Below are 16,671 nucleotides of genomic sequence, written 5' to 3' on the forward strand. Positions count from 1 at the left end.
GCCGGACTACTCGAAGCGGGCCTCGTCCGGGTCGGTCAGGCGGCGCAGCAGGGGCAGCGCCGACACGACCACGGCCAGCGCCGCGGCGAGCCCCGCCCCCAGGGTCACGAAGTAGCCGGAGCCGGGCAGCGTCAGCACGGGGCCGCCGGGCGCCACCGCGTGTGTGATTGACGCGGCGACGCCGAGGCCGGCGAGGATCGCCACGGCGGCGGCGCAGACCAGCGGTACCACCGACTCGAATGCCACGACCCGGAACAGCACCGACGCCGGGGTGCCGGCGACGCGCAGCAGGGTGAAGGGCCGCCGGCGCTCCACGAGGCCGCCGCCGACCGCGACCGCCAGGCTGCAGCCGGCCACCAGCAGGGTCACCGCCACGACGGCCAGCGTCGCCTGCCGCACCTGCCGGTAACGGGCGTCGCGCAGTGCGACGCTCTCACCGAACGTCTTGGGGGCGCCGCTCGCGCCGATCCGGGCCGTGTACCCGGACAGCAGCGTCCGGACCCGCTCCAGGGTCGCGGGATCGGCGGCGCGGACCAGCATGGCCTCGAGCGGCTGCGCCGCCGGGTCGGCGTCGAACGCCTGGCTGTCGCGATCGGCGAACGGCAGCCGCAGGCCCGCGACGTTGTCGTGGCTGAGCAGCAGGCCGAACTGCGCCCGGATGGCCCGCCGGCCGCCGTCGCACCGGCCCAGCGCCGGGAACCGGGCCAGGTCGGCGCAGGCGATCGCGGCCTCGGTGGGTCCGCACGCGTTGGCGCCGACGCAGGCGTACCCGGTCAGCCGCGGCTCCGGCGCGTACAGCGGCAGCACGGCCGTGCCCGGCAGCGCCCGCAACCGGTCCACCAGCGCCCCGCCGGCCTCCGGGGCCAGGCCCAGCACCGGATGCTCCGCGGCCGGATCCGGTTCGGGCACGAACGACACCCGCAGCACGTCGGTCAGGGTTCCGCCGCCGGCCGCGCGCATCCCGGCGCTGATCGCCGGGATGACGCAGGCGATGACGGTGCCGACGAACACCGCGAGGACGAGCCCGCTGATCGACCGGAACGCGGCGCCCGGGTTGTCGGCCAGCCGCCGCGACGACAGCAGCGCGGGGGCCCGGCGCGCGGTCCGGGCCATCAGCCGGGCGCCCCGCATCGTCAGCCAGGGGCCGCCGAGGATCAGCCCCAGCATGGTCAGGAGCAGCCCGAGCAGCGTGACCGGCAGCACGGCGTTGCCGGGGCCGCCGGACAGCCCGCCGCTCGCCGGCCCGGCCGGTTGCCGGCCGAGGACCACCGCGGCGACGGCGAACAGGGCGAGCCCGGCGACGAGGGGCCCGAGCCGCCGGGCCGAGGGGGCCGGCGGCGTGACCCGGCGGCTCGCGCCCAGCGGGGAGTGCCGCACCCGGCGCAGCGACACGACCGCGGCCAGCGCGGCGGCCAGTGGCACCCCGAGCACGATCGCCAGGTACTGCGCGACGGTTGGCGCCACGAGGTGGCCGAAGTACGGTGTGCCGACGACCGCCAGCCCGGCGATGGCCGGCCGGAACGGCTGGAACACCACGACGCCGATGAGCGACCCGGCGGCCGCGCCGATGACCGCCTCGACCGAGGCGATGACGCCGACCTGCCGTGGGGTCGCCCCGGCCAGCCGGAACGCGGCGAAGCGCTCCTCCCGGCGGGCCGCCGCGAGCCGGGTCGCGGCGCCGACGAGCGCCAGCAGCGGGACCAGCAGTCCGGCCGCGACCAGGCCGAGGCCGTAGCGGTACAGGTTGGTGGTGCCGTCGATGTGGCCGCGCGACGAGATCTCGCCGACGACGCGGGTGGCCGGCAGCGCGGCGAGGTCGGCCGGCGTCCGCCCGACGACGATGACCAGGTCGTCGGGGCGGGTCAGCCCCGCGTCGCCGATCGGCCCGGCGAGCACGCCGGGAAACCGGTCCGCGAGTTCCCCGCGGGGGACCGCGGCCAGCAGGCGGGCCAGCGCCGGCGAGGCGTAGTACTGCCCGGCGGCGGGCAGCCGGGTCAGGCCGGGGATCACCGGCGCCTGCGCCGAGAGCGCGGCGACGTCGAGGCGCTGCACGACCCGGCCGGCGTAGGAGTCCTCGCTGTAGTTCCACAACGCCCCGCGGCTGCCCGGGCCGGCCGGGCCGACCGGGGTGCCGGTGGTGCACTGCCAGCATCGGGTGCCGGCCGTGGCCTGGAACGCGTTGAGCTCGGCCAGCACCCCGAGCAGGACGGTCACGCCGGCGGCGACGGCGGCGGCGATCAGGACGAGCCGGACGAGTGCCTCCCGGCCGCTGCGCAGCGTCAGCCGCGCGCCGAGGACGAACATCATCGGGCCGCCTCCGCCTCGCTCGCGGCGAGCACCCGGCCGTCCCGGACGACGACGCGGCGATCGGCGTGGGCGGCGACGCGGCCGTCATGGGTCACCAGTACGACCGCGACCCCCTCCTGCCGGGCCAGCCCGACCAGGAGCTCCATCACGGCCTCGCCGGTCACGGAGTCGAGCGATCCGGTGGGTTCGTCGGCGAACAGCACCCGCGGGCCGATCGCGAGGGCCCGCGCGATGGCGGCCCGCTGCGCCTGCCCGCCGGACAGTTCGCCGGTGCGGCGGCCGCCGAGGTCGCCGAGGCCGAGCCGGTGCAGCCATGCCGCGGCGGTGGCGTACGCGTCGTGCCGGCGGACCTTGTTCAGCAGCAACGGCAGCGCGACGTTGTCCGCGACCGTCAGCTCCGGCACCAGCTGGCCGAACTGGAACACGAACCCGAACTCGGTTCGCCGCAGCGTGGTGCGGGCCGCCTCGGACAGCGTGTCGAGCCGCCGGCCGTCGTAGCGGATCGCACCGCTGTCCGGCGTGTAGATCCCCGACAAGCAGTGCAGCAGGGTCGACTTGCCGGACCCGCTGGGCCCCATCACGGCCAGGATCTCGCCTTGCGCCACCGCCACGCTCGCGTCGCGCAGCGCCGGCGTGGAACCGAACGACCGGACCAGGTGCTCGGCCTCGACCATGAGCATCGGGTGCTCCTCCCTCTCGTCAGGCTGTGCCCGCACGCTATGGAAGGACGCCCGCACACCGCGTCGATCCCGGCGACGACATCGGCTTCCCCGCCGGTACGACCCCGGCGCCGGGGTCCTACCGCAGATGTACGACTCCGGGCCCGGCCGCATGCCGGCCCACGGGCGATGTGGCCGGGAAGCCGGTTTGTCACACTGACCCGGTGAGCACGGCGACGATCAGCCAGCGGTTGCGGCGCGCCGCAGCGGGACTGCGCCGCGGCGCGGTCGAGCCGCCGGCCCGGTCGCGCTGGGCGTTCATCGCGGATGCCATCCTCGCCGTGGCGCTCGCCGGCGGCGCGTTTCTCGGCTTCACCACGCGGACCCAGGGCGGGCCGACGATGACGTCGACCGGGGCGCCGATCCCGCCGCCGCCCGGGCGGCTGCCCGACGAGGTGCCCTACTTCGGCAGCATGCCGTGGCAGCAGGCCGTGCTGTGGGGGCTGCTCACCGCGCTGTCGACCCTGCCGCTGGCGGCGCGGCGGCGCTACCCGCTCGCGGTGTTCTGGGTCGTCGGGCTCGCCTCGCAGGCGTACCACCTGGCGCCCGGCTTCGACCCCACGTTCACGTTCGCCGCGTGCGTCGTCGCCGCCTACGGTGCGGTGATGTACAGCCCGTACCGGGTGCCCGCCGTCATCAGCGTCGCCCTCGGCGGCCTCATGTTCGTGCTGCACCGGGCCAACCTGCCGATCGGCCAGCCGAGCCTGATGCTGATCCTCGTCCTCGTCCCGGTGGCGCTCGCCGCCAACGCCGTGCACGGTATGCGGCAGCGGGTCCGGGCGGCCGAGGCACAGCGGGAGACCGAGGCCGCGCTGGCCGTCCAGCACGAGCGGGCCCGCATCGCCCAGGAGCTGCACGACGTGGTCACGCACAACGTCAGCGTCATGGTCATCCAGGCGGCCGCGGCGCGGCGGGTCCTGGCCACCGCCCCGGACAAGGTCGACCAGGCGCTGTTCGCCATCGAGTCCGGCGGGCGGGCCGCGATGAGCGAGCTGCGCCACGTGATGGGACTGCTGAGCATGAGCGGCGACGAGCCCGACCAGGCCGGCCCCGAGGACCTGCTGCCCTCACCCGGCCTGGACCTGCTGCCAGAGCTCGTCGAGCGGGTGCGCACCTCCGGCACCGCGGTCGAGCTCACCGTCGCCGGCACACCGCGGCCCTTGCCGCCGGGCATCGACCTCGCCGCCTACCGCGTCGTGCAGGAGGCACTGACCAACGCCGTGAAGCACGCGGACGGCGCCCGGGTCCGCGTCGACATCGAGCACCGGGCCGAGGCGATCCGGCTGCGGATCACCGACAGTGGCGGCCGGCCCGGCCCGTCGGCCCCCGCCGGCAACGGCCGCGGCCTCATCGGCCTGCGCGAGCGTCTCGCGGTGTACGGCGGCACCCTCGACAATGGACCGCTGCCCGCGGGTGGCTACCAGGTCCTGGCCACGATCCCACTGGAGCGCGCATGACGAACCCGGCCGGCGACGGCGACCGCCCCCTGCGCGTGGTGATCGCGGACGACCAGGCGCTCGTGCGAACCGGCTTCGCGATGATCCTGGCCGCGGAGGGGATGGACGTCGTCGCCGAGGCCGGCGACGGTGCCGAGGCCGTCGACGCGGTCCGGCGTACCCGCCCCGACGTCGTGCTGATGGACATCCGCATGCCGCACATGGACGGCCTCGAGGCCACCCGGCGCATCCTGACCGACCACCCGGACCCTCCGCGGATCCTGATCCTGACGACGTTCGACCTGGACCGGTACGTCTACGCGGCGCTCAGCGCCGGGGCGAGCGGGTTCCTGCTCAAGGACGTCACCGCCGACCGGCTCGTCGCGGCGGTGCGCATGGTCCGGGCCGGCGATGCGCTGCTCGCGCCGAGCGTCACCCGCCGCCTGGTCGAGCGGTTCGCCAAGCAGCAGGACACCGCCACGCTGCACCGTGACCTGTCCACGCTGACCCCGCGCGAAATGGACATTCTCCGCCTGATCGCGCGCGGCCTGAGCAACCAGGAGCTGGCCCGGCAGCTGCAGATCAGCGAGACGACGGTGAAGACCCACGTCACGCGGGTCTTCACCAAGCTCGGTATCCGCGACCGCGCCCAGGCGATCATCGTGGCCTACGAGACCGGCCTGATCACGCCGGGAAGTTCACCCCGCTGACGGAAGGAGCCGGCCGCCCCGCTGGGGCGGCCGGCCATGCTGCGGACGGCTTATCCGGCGGCGACCTTCGAGACGAACTCGGTGGTGTACGTCTTGGAGAGGTCGACCTGGTCCTTCTTGCCCTTGACGTTCGGCGAGAACTGGCTGAGCACCTCGAGAACGTTCTTCGCGCCCTCCTCCTTCATGACGCCGTCGCCGTTGAACATGCCGATGCTGTCGGTGACGGCCTTCACGTACAGCTGCGCGTTGCCGGCCGAGTACTCGGCGGGCATCTTGGCGGCGATCTCGTCCGGCTTGTGGGCCTTGATCCAGCGCAGGGTCTTCACGAACGCGTTGGCGAGCTTCTGCACCGCCTCCCGGTGCGACTGGACCCAGGCGCAGTCCATGTACAGGGAGCTGGCCGGGTACAGGCCGCCGAGCGCCGCGCGGGTGCCCGCCTCGGTGCGCATGTCCAGCAGCACCTTCCCCTTGCCGGTGGTGGTCAGCTGCGCGGCGGTCGGGTCGGTGGTCATGCCGGCGTCGATGCCGCCGTTGTCGATGGCGGCGATGAACGTCTGCCCGGCCCCGGCCTTCACCGTGGTGTAGTCGCCGTTCTGCAGGCCGCCCTTGGTCGCGAGGTACTGGGTGAGGAAGTCGGTCGACGAGCCCGAGCTGGTGATGCCGAGCTTGCGGCCCTTGAAGTCGGCCGGGCTCTTGATCTGGTCGGCCTTCCCGGCCGCGACGATCTCCACCTCGCCGGGCACGTCCGACAGCTGCACCACGCTGGTGATGCACTTGCCCTTCGTCTGCAGGTCGATCGTGTGGTCGTAGAAGCCGATCACGCCCTGCACGTCCCCGGCGATCAGGACGTTCTCGGCGCTGGCGCCGGAGGGCTCGGTGAGCAGCTGTACGTCGATCCCCTCGGCCTTGAAGTAGCCGAGCTGCTCGGTCAGCTTCGCCGGCAGGTAGATGACCTTGTCGATGCCGCCGACCATGATCTTCACCTGGACGGGTGCCTCGGCCGAGCCGGCCTTGTCCGGCGACGTACCCCGGCAGCCGGCCAGCACCAGCCCGGCGCAGCAGACGAGGGCCACGAGCTTGCGCATGTGCGTGTTCCTTTCAGATCTGGGTTTCGGTCTGTACCGGCGGGCGCCAGCGCAGCAGCCGGCGTTCCAGCAGCGTGAGCAGCCACTCGGCGAGCAGCGCGATGACGGTGATGACGATCATTCCGGCGTAGATGCCGGCCGCGTCGAACGTGCCCTGGGCGTTGGCGATGAGCAGGCCGAGGCCCTTGTCGGCGCCGGCGTACTCGCCGACGACCGCACCGATGAGCGCGAAGCCGAACGCGGCGTGCAGGGAGGCGAAGATCCACGACATGGCGCTGGGCACCACGATCGAGGTGAGCACCTGGACGCGGGAGGCACCCAGGATGCGGGCGTTGTTCACCAGGTTGCGGTCGACCTCGCGCGCCCCCTGGAAGGCGTTGAAGAAGACCGCGAAGAACACGAGCACCACGGCGGTCGCGACCTTCGAGGACAGCCCGAGGCCGAACCAGATCACGAACAGCGAGGCGAGGACGATCCGCGGTACCGCGTTGGCCGCCTTGATGAAGGGGGCGGCGACCTCGGCGACGAAGCGGGCCCGGCCGAGCAGGACGCCCAGCAGCACCCCGCCGACCGCACCGATGACGAAGCCGAGCACCGTCTCCTGCAGCGTGACGCTGATCTGCGTCCACACCGACCCGAACGCGGTGCCCTTGGTGAACCAGTCGACGAGCCGCTGCCAGATGGCCGACGGCTTGGAGTAGAAGAACGGGTCGATCCAGTGCGTGGCGGCCAGCTCCCAGCTGCCGAGCCAGACGATGACCACGGCCAGCCGGACCGCCCACATCAGCAGGCGCGGCCGGCGCCGCTTGCCGGTGGCCCGCTCCCGGTCCGGCGCCGCCACGGGGCTTTCGGCGATGGTCTCAGGCGGCACGGCGGCTCGCCTCCTCCCGGGCTCGTTCGACCTCTTCGCGCAGGCTCTGCCAGATCTCGCGGTACGTGTCGATGAACGCGGGCGTCAGGCGGATCTCCTCGACGCGGCGCGGCCGGGGCAGCGGCACGTCGAAGATGCCCTTGACGGTCGCCGGGCTCGACGTCATGACGACGACCCGGTCGGCGAGCGCGATCGCCTCCTCCAGGTCGTGGGTGACGAAGACGACGGCGGCGCCCGTGCCCTGCCACAGCCGCAGCAGCTCGTCCTGCATGAGCGCGCGCGTCTGCACGTCCAGGGCGCTGAACGGCTCGTCCATGAGCAGGATCCGCGGCTCGTTGACGAGCGTCTGGGCCAGGGCGACGCGCTTGCGCATGCCGCCGGAGAGCTGGTGCGGGTAGTACCGGTCGAACGCGGCCAGCCCGACGCGCTCGACCCAGACGGCGGCCCGGCGGCGGGCCTCCGCCCGTCCGGCGCCGCGGTAGCGGGGACCGGCGGCGACGTTGTCGAGCACCGAACGCCAGGGCAGCACGGCGTCGGTCTGGAACATGTAGCCGACGCCGTCGGGGATGCCGCGAACCGGCACGCCGTCGACGTCGACCTCGCCGCTGGACGGTGGCTCCAGGCCGGATACCAGGGACAGCGTGGTCGACTTGCCGCATCCGGTCGGCCCGACGACGGCGACGAACTCGCCGGCGTCGACCGTGAACGTGAGATCCCGGACGGCGGTGTGGGGTCGGCCACCGGCGCCCGGGAATCGCTTGGTGGCGTTCCGCAGCGCGATTACGCTCACAAGGGCTCCTTGGGGGAAACGGGGGCTTGCTGTTACGAACGCGTTTCGTAGGCAGCGACGGTAGGGAGCGCGACGGCCGCTGCGAACCCTTGCCGCAGTTGTGCGGGCAGCCCGCGTAAGCCGCGTATTGCGCGTTTTGCTCACGGGGCCGAATGGGCGGCCCCGGCGGTACGCTCCCGTCATGTTTCGCCTGCGTTACGCCCCGTTCGCCCGGCAGGCGCTCGCGCTGCAGGCCGCCGTGCTGGTCGTGGTGGTGGGCGTCGGCTTCGCGCTCGCCGGCTGGCTGTTCGACGCCGAGCTGACCCAGCAGTACGGCACCCGGGCGCTCGCCGTCGCGCAGACGCTCGCCGCCGACCCGGACATCGCCGCGGCGGCCGCGGCCGACGACCCGCAGCGCATCCTGCCCGGGCGGGCCCAGGCGGCGCAGGCGGCCAGCGGCGCCCTGTTCGTGGTGATCACCAACCGCAAGGGCATCCGGCTGGCGCACCCGAACCCCGACCGCATCCACGAGCCGGTGAGCACCGACCCGTCAGAGGTGCTGGCCGGCCACGACACGATCAAGGTCGAGCGCGGCACGCTCGGGCTGTCCGCCCGCGGCAAGACGCCGCTGCGCGACGCGAGCGGGACGATCGTCGGCGAGGTCAGCGTCGGGTTCGCCCTCGGGGTCGTCCGCGGCGACGTCACCCGCGGGCTCGCCGTCGCCGCGGTCTTCGTCAGCGGCGCGCTGCTGCTGGGCTTCGTCGGCTCGGCGCTGCTGTCGCGCCGGCTCAAGCGGCTCACCCTCGGCCTCGAGCCGCGGGAACTCGCCGAGCTGGTCCAGGAGCGCGAGGCGGTCCTGCACGGCATCGGCGAGGGAGTGCTCGCCGTCGACGCCGACGGCCGGGTGTCGGTCTGTAACGGCGAGGCCGCGCGGCTGCTGGGCGTGCCGGGCGACGCCGGGCCCACCGGCGCCGCCGTCGCCGACCTCGCCCTGCCGCCCATCCTGCGCGACGCCGTCGGCCAGCGCACCCCGGTCGACAACGTCGTCACCGTCGCCCACGACCGGGTGCTCGTCGCCAACTACCGCCCCGTGCGCCGCGACGAGCGCGACCTCGGCGGCGTGCTGACGCTGCGCGACCGCACAGACCTGGAGAACATCACCCGCGAGCTCGAGTCGGTCCGGACGCTGAGCACGGCCCTGCGCGCGCAGCGGCACGAGTTCGCCAACCGGCTGCACGTGCTGTCCGGGCTGCTGCAGAACGGCCACAGCAGCGAGGCGCTGGAGTTCCTGCACGCCGTGTCCGACACCGCCGCCCCCGCCGCCGGCCGGACCGTCGACGACCCCTACCTGCAGGCGTTCGTCGACGCCAAGAGCGCCGAGGCGGCCGAGAAGGGGGTACGGCTGGCGCTGGCCGACACCAGCTGGGTCGGCACCCGCGTCACCGCGCCGGTCGAGGTCACCACCGTGCTCGGCATCCTCGTGGACAACGCCCTCGAGGCCGCCCGGCGCGGCGCCCGCCGCCCCGCGTGGGTCGACCTGGCCCTGCTCGAGGACGGCACCACCCTGCACATCTCGGTCGTCGACTCCGGCGACGGCGTCCCCGACGACCTGCAGGACCGGATCTTCGACCCCGGCGTGTCGACCAACGGCGAGGACGGCCGCGGCATCGGCCTCGCGCTCGCCCGGCAGGCGGCCCGCCGGCTCGGCGGCGACGTGCGGCTGGCCGCGATCCCGTCCGACGGCGGCGACGGCCACGGCGCCGTGTTCGAGGCGCGGCTGCCGGCCGCGCTGCAGCCGGCCCGGGAGACCACGTGACGATCAGGGTGCTCGTCGTCGAGGACGACTTCCGCGTCGCCCGGGTCCACGTCGACTTCACGCACCGGGTCGACGGCTTCACGGTCACCGCGACCGCCCGCACCGTGGCCGAGGCCCGGCGCGAGCTCGCCGCCCGGCCGGTCGACCTGGTCCTGCTCGACACCTACCTGCCCGACGAGTCGGGGCTCGACCTGCTGGCCGAGCTCACGACGGACGCCATCATGCTCACCGCCGCGTGCGACGCGGCGACGATCCGCGCCGCCTACGCCCGCGGTGCGCTGAACTACCTGGTGAAGCCGTTCACCGCCGAGCAGTTCGCGGACCGGCTGACCGCCTACCGGCACTACCGCGCGATGGTCGCCGCCGACCGCCAGCTGACCCAGGCGGAGATCGACCGCTGCTGGCGGGTCCTGCACGACGGCGACCGCCCGGCCGCGCCGAAGGGCCAGTCCGCGGTCACCGTCAGGCTCGTCAGCGACGCGCTGCGCAACGCCGGCCGTCCCCGCACCGCCGCCGACATCGCCGACGAGCTCGGCATCTCCCGGGCCACCGCCCAGCGGTACCTCGCCTCCCTGGCCCGCGACGGCATCGCCGAGGTCCAGCTGCGCTACGGCGCGACCGGCCGGCCGGAGCATCGGTACCACTGGAAGGTCGCGATCGGCTGACGGCGCCGCCGCCGAGCGTCAGGAGACGTCGCGCCGCCGCAGCAGCGAGGTCCCGGCCAGGGCGGTCACCGCGCCGTAGCCGAGCAGGACGGCGGCGCCGACCCATTGCGGCGGGCTCTGGTCGAAGGTCTTCGTCGGCGAGATCATGACGGCCGACGCCACCGACGGCACGATGACCTGCGCGGTGAGGATCCAGTCCTTCTTGATGACGTAGGTGTACAGCAGGTCGAACACCCCGGCGGCGGCCGCCGCGCCGACCAGGTAGAGCACGGTGGCGGAGACGGTCGCGGTGAGCTGGCTGCGGATCAGGGCGCCGAAGCCGACGCCGAAGACGGCCCAGATGGTGTAGGCGGCGAGGTTGAGCAGGATGGCCCGCACGACACCCCACTGGCCGAGCTGCGTGCCGTAGCCCTCGCTGCTGAGGAAGACGGCGCCGACGACCAGGGCGAGCGCGGTCGAGGCGAGCCAGGACGCGGCGGCGACGATGACGGCGGTGACCAGCTTGGCCACGACCACGGCACCCCGGCGCGGGGTGAGCAGGTACGTGGTGGTGGCGGTCTGCTGGTGGTACTCGCCGGTGACCAGGACGACGCCGAGCAGGCAGGTCAGGAGCACGCCGATGAGCTGTCCCGCCGTGAAGATCGTGGCGGCCTGGGTGAGCGCGCTGTGGCCGAGGGTCCACTCACCCCGCAGCCGGTTGAGGAACTCGGGCGGCATCTGCGCGGCGGTACGCCCGTGCGCGTGCAGCGCCACGAACGCGTCGAACGGCTGCAGCAGCTCGTGGGCCTGTACCAGGTCGATGGCGAGCATCACCCCGGTGCTGACGAACGTGGCGGCGGCCAGCAGCCACCACAGGCTGGTCGTGCGCAGCTTGAACAGTTCCGCCCGGACCAGACGTGTCATCGGATGGCCGCCTTCGCGTGGGTCAGGTCGAGGAACACGTCCTCGAGGTCGGGCTGCTCGGTGGTGAGCTGGTGCAGGGCGACCCCGGCGGCCAGGGCGGCGTCGCCGACGGCCTCGGCGGCGACGCCCGCCACGCGCAGCCGGTTCGGGCCGTCCGCCGTGACGGTGGCGCCGAGCTGGTGCAGGGCCGCGGTGAGCTTCTCCGGCTCCGGGGTGCGCGCGTGCACCACGGCGTCGCCGCCGACCGAGCCGAGCACCTCGGCGACCGGCCCTTGCCGCACGAGCCGCCCGGCCGCGACGATGACGACGTCGTCGGCGAGCGACTGCATCTCCGCGAGCAGGTGGCTGGAGACCAGGACCGTGCGACCCTGTGCGGCCAGGCCCTGCAGCAGCTCCCGCATCCAGCGGATGCCCTCGGGGTCCAGGCCGTTGGCGGGCTCGTCGAGGATCAGGACTCGCGGATCGCCGAGCATCGCCGTGGCGATGCCGAGCCGCTGGCGCATGCCCAGGGAGTAGCCCTTGAAGGGCCGGTCCGCGGCGGGGTGCAGGCCGACCAGGTCGAGCACCTCCTCCGCGCGCGTGCGGGGCAGGCCCATGGTGATGCAGCAGGCGCGCAGGTGGTTGCGGCCGGTGCGGCCCTTGTGCGCCGAGGACGCCTCCAGCACGGCGCCGACCACGCGAGCCGGCTCCGGCAGGTCGGCGTAGCGCTGCCCGCCGAGCGTGGCGGTGCCGGCGTCCGGCGCCACCAGCCCGAGCAGCATCCGCAGGGTCGTGGTCTTGCCGGCGCCGTTGGGGCCGAGGAACCCGGTCACCCGGCCCGGCTCGACGGTGAACGAGAGGTCGTCGACGGCGGTGACGCCGCGGTACTGCTTGCGTAGCCCCGACACGACGATGCGAGCGTCGCTCATGGAGTCCTTTCCCGAACCGATGCGTTCAGCCGCGCAACGCGCTGTGGGCAGCCTTTGCCGTCGGGATAAGAGCGATCGCCGATCCGGCTAAGGATTGCGTGAGAAAAGTCGGGCCGGCCGAGCAGCAGGGCGCAGGCGGCCGCGAAGAACGCCACCAGCAGCCAGCCGTGCACCGGATCGGGCATCGGGACCCAGCGGGCGACGAACAGGCCGAGGCAGGCCGACATCGTCCACCAGGGCACGTCGTGCCGCGAGCCGGCATAGTCCCAGATGATGGTGCCGACGACCACGCCCGCGATGTAGTACTTGTTCCCGCCGGGCTCCAGCACCAGCCGGGACGCCACCGTCAGCAACGGGATCGCCGGCCAGTGGCCCCGCCACACGGCGACGGCGCCCAGGGCCAGGGCGAGCGCGAGCTGGGCGGGGCGGTCCCACGGCGGGGTCCGGGGGTCGTGGACGCCGAGGGCGTGCAGCGCCGAGACGGGGACGTTCTGGATGGTGTACCGCACCGCATTGCTCGTGTGCGGGTCCGCGGCGAAGAACGGCAGCCAGGCCGCGGCGACCGCCGCCGCCAGCACCGCCGCGGCCGTGAGCCCCCGGCGCCATCCCGGCAGCAACAGCAGCATGGCCGCGAAGCCGACCGCCCACGGCTTGGCGTCCGCGGCCAGCCCGAGCAGCAGCCCGGTGAGCGCCGCGCGGCCGTCCCGGGCAGTGCGCAGGGCGGCGACGGACAGCAGCAGCGCCAGGACGTCGTCGAGGTGGGCGACGCCGACGGCGAGGAACATCCACACCGGCATGAAGCAGGCCGCCCCCAGGGCGAGCCATCCCTCGTGGCGCCGCCATCGCGGGACCAGCCCGCGGGCCAGCCACAGCACCAGCAGCCCGGCGGCGGCGCCGAGGACCTGCCAGCCGGCGAGGGCCGCCACGGCTCCGGCGGGGGCCTGCAACAGCAGTACGGCGAGGAACGTCAGCGGGCCGATCTGCAGCACCGGCGCGCCGGCGTAGAGGTGCAGGCCGCCGCGGACCGCGTCGTCCACGTCGGCGAGGGCGCCCGCGCCCTCGGCGAAGAACCGCCACGACGAGCCGCCGCCGAGGGCCATGAGCGCGAACCAGGCGACGGCCCACCCGAGCACGAGGCACGCGAGCGTGCGGGGCCGTAGAAGCACAGGCCGAAGGTAGGCGCGCCCGGCTGAGGCCCCGCTGAACCGGCCGCCCCCGGCGTTCAGCGTGGTTTCAGCTTCGGGCGGCGACCATGCTTCCATGCAGCCGAGAAAGTCCGAGTTTGCCCGTATTGTGAGCAAGGTTCCGGAGGTGACGGTCTACTTCTGGGTCATCAAGGTGCTCGCCACCACCGTGGGCGAGACCGCGGCCGACCTGCTCAACTTCAATCTGGGCCTGGGTCTGGGCGGCACGACGGCGGTGATGTTCGTCGCGCTGGCCGTCGCGCTCGTGCTGCAGTACCGCGCGCCGCGGTACGTGCCGTGGCGGTACTGGCTGGTCGTCGTCCTCGTCAGCATCGCCGGCACGCTCGTCACCGACAACCTGACCGACGGCTTCGGCGTGCCGCTGGAGACGACGACGGCCGTGTTCGCGGTGCTCCTCGCGATCGTGTTCGTCTGGTGGTACCGCAGCGAAGGAACCCTGTCGATCCACTCCATCACCACCCGGCGGCGCGAGACGTTCTACTGGGCCGCCATCCTCGTCACCTTCGCGCTCGGCACCGCGGCCGGCGACCTGCTCGCGGAGCGCCTCAGCCTCGGCTACCTGCTCTCCGCGGCCCTGTTCGCCACGGTGATCGCCTTCATCGGCCTGTTCTACGGCCTGCGCGTGCTCGGCGGCGTGCTCGCGTTCTGGGCCGCCTACGTGCTCACCCGCCCGCTCGGCGCCTCGCTCGGCGACTGGGTCACCCAGCCGTCCGACTCCGGCGGGCTGGACTTCGGCACCGTCGGGCCCAGCGCCGTGTGCCTGGCCGCGGTCGTCGCCCTGGTCTGTTACCTCACCGCGTCGGGCCGCGACCGGCTGCCGGCCTGATCAGCGATGGGCGATCGCGGCGGGTACCGCGCTGACCTGCTCGGCCAGCGCGTTGACCACGGCGGCCAGGCGCTGCACCTGCTCCGGGCGCAGGGAGTCGTACGCGACGAACCCGTCACCCTGGTGGTACTTCGCCAGCTCCGCGTCGACGGCGGCGAAGGAGACGGCGGGGACCGGGAGCGTGGCGAGCGCGGCCCGGCAGCCCTCGACGTTGGCGGCGAAGTCCCACAGGTCGGTGTGGGAGTAGCGGTCCTCCTCGCCGGTGACCTTCTTCGTGGCGACCTCGTCGAGCAGGCTCTTGGCGCCGTTGGCGATCCCCAGCGCGGTGAGCGCGACGCCGTCGAGGCGCCTGCGCAGCTCGGTGACGTCGGCCAGGAGCTGGTCGGCGACGCCGGCGACGGCGGCCAGGTCGCCGCCGCCCCACAGCTGCTGCTCGATGCGGTGGTAGCCGGTCCAGGCGGTGCCGGGGTCGAGGTCGCCGTCGCGGGCGTCGATCCTCGGGTCGAGGTCGGCGAAGCTCTCCGCGACCGTCTCGATCCGCTCGTACGGCGCCCGGGCCGGGGCGTAGAGCGCCTGGGCCCTCGCCCGGTCGCCGGCCTTCACGGCGGCGACGAAGGCGGTGGTCTGTTCGGCGAACGCGGCCGCCTGCCGGCGCACGTAGTCCTGATAGGTGGCCGCGGCGGCGGCGAGCGCGGGATCGGCCGAGGCGGCCCCGGACGCGTCGCCGCCGGGGCCGGTGACCGTGAACGCGGCGCGGATGCCGGTGCCGGTCATGCCCGGCCGGCAGGAGACGGTGTAGGTGCCTGCGGTGAGCTCGACGTGCAGCGTGCGGCTCAGGCCCGGCGCGATGTTCTCGACCTCGCCGACGATGCGGTCCCCGGCGGCGTACACGTAGAACTCGGTGACCTTGCCGCCCTCGTTGCGCACCTCGAACACGTGCGGCCCGGCGGCGGCGTGGTCCGCGCTCAGCCGGCACTGCGTGTCGCCGGCGGTGACCGCGATGGCGTCCGATGTGGACGGCACGGCGGACGGGCCGCCGCACGAGGCGAGCGCGGCGAGCGCCCCGAGCGTGGCGTACGCCTGGGCGCGCGGCCGCGGCGCGGGGTGCGCGGGCCGGAAGAACAGCGCCAGCATGACCATCGCGAAGGACAGCCAGGCGCCGATCTCGAGCACGCTCGCCCGCGGGGTGAGGTTGACCGTACCCGCGAAGAGGGTGGCGTACCACGACGTAGGGTCGACCAGGCCGCCGAGGTCGAAGGCGATCCGGTTGCCGCCGGGCAGCACCCCGGCGCTCTGCAGGCCGTGGACGCCGTACTTGAGGATGCCGGCGGCGACGAGGATGAGCAGCGCGCCGGTCCAGGTGAAGAAGCGGCCGAGGTCGATGCGGGCGGTGGCGGTGGACACGGCCCAGCCGAGCGCGACGGCGGCGGCCACGCCGGTGAGCATGCCGGCCAGCGGGGTGGCTCCCGCGGTACCGCCGGCGCCCTCCGCGGCCGCGAACACCAGCAGCACCATCTCCACGCCCTCGCGGAGCACGGCGAAGAACGCCATCGCGGCGACGGCCCAGCCCCCGACGCGCAGCGCGTTCTCCAGCCGGCCGGTCAGCTCGCCGCGCAGGGTGCGTGCGGTGCGCCGCATCCAGAAGATCATCCAGGTGACGAGGACGACCGCGGCCAGGGACGTGACCGCCTCGAACAGCTCCAGCCGGGTGCCGGCGCCCAGCCAGGCCGCGGCCGAGGTCAGCAGGGCGCCGACCGCCGCGGAGACCAGCGCGGCGCCGCCGACCCCGGTCCAGACGTGCCGCAGGTGCTCGCGCCGCCCGGCCCGGCTGAGGAAGGCGATGAGGATGGCCACCACGAGCGACGCCTCGAGGCCGTCGCGCAGGCCGATGAGCAGGCTGGCGAGGAACACGCCGCACTCCTGGGGTTAGGTTAGGTGAGCCTCATCAAACTCCTACAACTTGTAGGAACTGTCAAGCGGTACCGTGGTGGCGTGACCGCGTCCGAACGCCGCCCCTGGGGCTCGCTGGAGCTGGACGTGCTGGCCGTGCTGCGCGCCGCCGACGGGCCGCTCACCCCTGCGCAGGTGCAGGCCGGGCTCGGCGGCGGCCCGGCATACAACACCGTCCAGACGATCCTCACCCGCCTGCTGGACAAGGGCCTGACCCAGCGCGGCCGCAGCCCGCACGGCGGCCGCGGCCACGCCTACTGGCCTACCCAGGACGCCCCGACGGCCACCGCGCAGCGGATGCGCGAGCTGCTCGACGGCCCCGGCGACCGGCGGGCCGTCCTGCGCGAGTTCACCGCCGACCTCGACCCGGCCGACGCCGAACTGCTGCGCGCGCTGCTGGCCCCGGACACCCCCGCATGACCTGGCTCGTCTACCTGCCGCTGATCCTGCCCGCCCTGCTCGTCCCGGCCCCCACGAGCGCGACGGCGGCGACCCGGCCGG

Annotated in this window: 15 protein-coding genes; 6 read left to right on the forward strand and 9 right to left on the reverse strand. The window is 74.0% G+C overall.

Going from position 1 to position 16,671, the window contains the following annotated elements; genetic code table 11:
- Positions 1-6: 6 nt before the first annotated feature.
- Together ABD352_RS20050 and ABD352_RS20055 are read right to left on the reverse strand one after the other, a co-directional pair.
- Positions 7-2,307 (reverse strand): FtsX-like permease family protein, encoded by a 2,301-nt coding sequence (locus ABD352_RS20050; protein WP_344613945.1) that lies wholly within the window; start codon positions 2,305-2,307, stop codon positions 7-9.
- Entirely contained in the window at positions 2,304-2,987 is a 684-nt protein-coding gene (locus ABD352_RS20055) for an ABC transporter ATP-binding protein (protein ID WP_344613946.1), read from the reverse strand. The genes ABD352_RS20050 and ABD352_RS20055 overlap by 4 nt, the downstream gene beginning before the upstream one ends.
- A gap of 203 nt (positions 2,988-3,190) precedes the next feature.
- Between ABD352_RS20055 and ABD352_RS20060 the strand changes: the two genes are divergently transcribed.
- Complete coding sequence (locus ABD352_RS20060) at positions 3,191-4,483, forward strand: sensor histidine kinase (RefSeq protein WP_344613947.1); 1,293 nt, start codon at positions 3,191-3,193, stop codon at positions 4,481-4,483.
- Positions 4,480-5,172, forward strand: a complete 693-nt coding sequence (locus tag ABD352_RS20065) for a response regulator (protein WP_344613948.1) — start codon at positions 4,480-4,482, stop codon at positions 5,170-5,172. The genes ABD352_RS20060 and ABD352_RS20065 overlap by 4 nt, the downstream gene beginning before the upstream one ends.
- A gap of 50 nt (positions 5,173-5,222) precedes the next feature.
- On the opposite strand, the gene ABD352_RS20070 is transcribed toward ABD352_RS20065, so the two are convergent.
- Genes ABD352_RS20070 through ABD352_RS20080 form a run of 3 tightly spaced genes read right to left on the reverse strand, consistent with a single transcriptional unit; the run spans position 5,223 to position 7,918 of the window.
- Positions 5,223-6,257, reverse strand: coding sequence for an ABC transporter substrate-binding protein (locus tag ABD352_RS20070; RefSeq protein WP_344613949.1), 1,035 nt, complete (start codon positions 6,255-6,257; stop codon positions 5,223-5,225).
- Between the two features lie 13 nt (positions 6,258-6,270).
- The gene (locus ABD352_RS20075; protein WP_344613950.1) at positions 6,271-7,128 is read right to left on the reverse strand and encodes an ABC transporter permease; all 858 of its coding nucleotides are present in this window, start codon (positions 7,126-7,128) and stop codon (positions 6,271-6,273) included.
- Positions 7,118-7,918, reverse strand: a complete 801-nt coding sequence (locus tag ABD352_RS20080) for an ABC transporter ATP-binding protein (RefSeq protein WP_344613951.1) — start codon at positions 7,916-7,918, stop codon at positions 7,118-7,120. The genes ABD352_RS20075 and ABD352_RS20080 overlap by 11 nt, the downstream gene beginning before the upstream one ends.
- Before the next feature lie 181 nt (positions 7,919-8,099).
- Between ABD352_RS20080 and ABD352_RS20085 the strand changes: the two genes are divergently transcribed.
- Both ABD352_RS20085 and ABD352_RS20090 read left to right on the forward strand, forming a co-directional pair.
- Positions 8,100-9,713, forward strand: a complete 1,614-nt coding sequence (locus ABD352_RS20085; RefSeq protein ID WP_344613952.1) for a sensor histidine kinase — start codon at positions 8,100-8,102, stop codon at positions 9,711-9,713.
- Positions 9,710-10,378, forward strand: coding sequence for a response regulator (locus ABD352_RS20090; RefSeq protein ID WP_344613953.1), 669 nt, complete (start codon positions 9,710-9,712; stop codon positions 10,376-10,378). The genes ABD352_RS20085 and ABD352_RS20090 overlap by 4 nt, the downstream gene beginning before the upstream one ends.
- 18 nt (positions 10,379-10,396) lie before the next feature.
- On the opposite strand, the gene ABD352_RS20095 is transcribed toward ABD352_RS20090, so the two are convergent.
- From ABD352_RS20095 to ABD352_RS20105, 3 genes are read right to left on the reverse strand one after another with little or no spacing between them, the layout of a single operon-like run.
- Positions 10,397-11,281 carry an ABC transporter permease subunit gene (locus tag ABD352_RS20095; protein WP_344613954.1) on the reverse strand — a complete coding sequence of 295 codons (885 nt, stop codon included), beginning with the start codon at positions 11,279-11,281 and terminating at the stop codon, positions 10,397-10,399.
- Entirely contained in the window at positions 11,278-12,189 is a 912-nt protein-coding gene (locus tag ABD352_RS20100; RefSeq protein ID WP_344613955.1) for an ABC transporter ATP-binding protein, read from the reverse strand. The genes ABD352_RS20095 and ABD352_RS20100 overlap by 4 nt, the downstream gene beginning before the upstream one ends.
- Positions 12,186-13,355 (reverse strand): glycosyltransferase 87 family protein, encoded by a 1,170-nt coding sequence (locus tag ABD352_RS20105; RefSeq protein ID WP_344613956.1) that lies wholly within the window; start codon positions 13,353-13,355, stop codon positions 12,186-12,188. Before ABD352_RS20105 ends, ABD352_RS20100 begins: the two co-directional genes overlap by 4 nt.
- A gap of 145 nt (positions 13,356-13,500) precedes the next feature.
- Between ABD352_RS20105 and ABD352_RS20110 the strand changes: the two genes are divergently transcribed.
- Positions 13,501-14,220: a COG4705 family protein gene (locus tag ABD352_RS20110; protein ID WP_344613957.1), complete on the forward strand. Its 720-nt coding sequence runs from the start codon at positions 13,501-13,503 to the stop codon at positions 14,218-14,220.
- On the opposite strand, the gene efeO is transcribed toward ABD352_RS20110, so the two are convergent.
- Entirely contained in the window at positions 14,221-16,131 is a 1,911-nt protein-coding gene (efeO, locus tag ABD352_RS20115) for an iron uptake system protein EfeO (protein ID WP_344613958.1), read from the reverse strand.
- 81 nt (positions 16,132-16,212) lie between these two features.
- Here efeO and ABD352_RS20120 point away from each other — a divergent pair, with 81 nt between their 5' ends.
- Complete coding sequence (locus ABD352_RS20120) at positions 16,213-16,590, forward strand: BlaI/MecI/CopY family transcriptional regulator (protein ID WP_344613959.1); 378 nt, start codon at positions 16,213-16,215, stop codon at positions 16,588-16,590.
- The last annotated feature ends 81 nt before the right edge of the window (positions 16,591-16,671 follow it).

Source organism: Dactylosporangium salmoneum (assembly GCF_039532525.1).
Lineage (GTDB): Bacteria > Actinomycetota > Actinomycetes > Mycobacteriales > Micromonosporaceae > Dactylosporangium > Dactylosporangium salmoneum.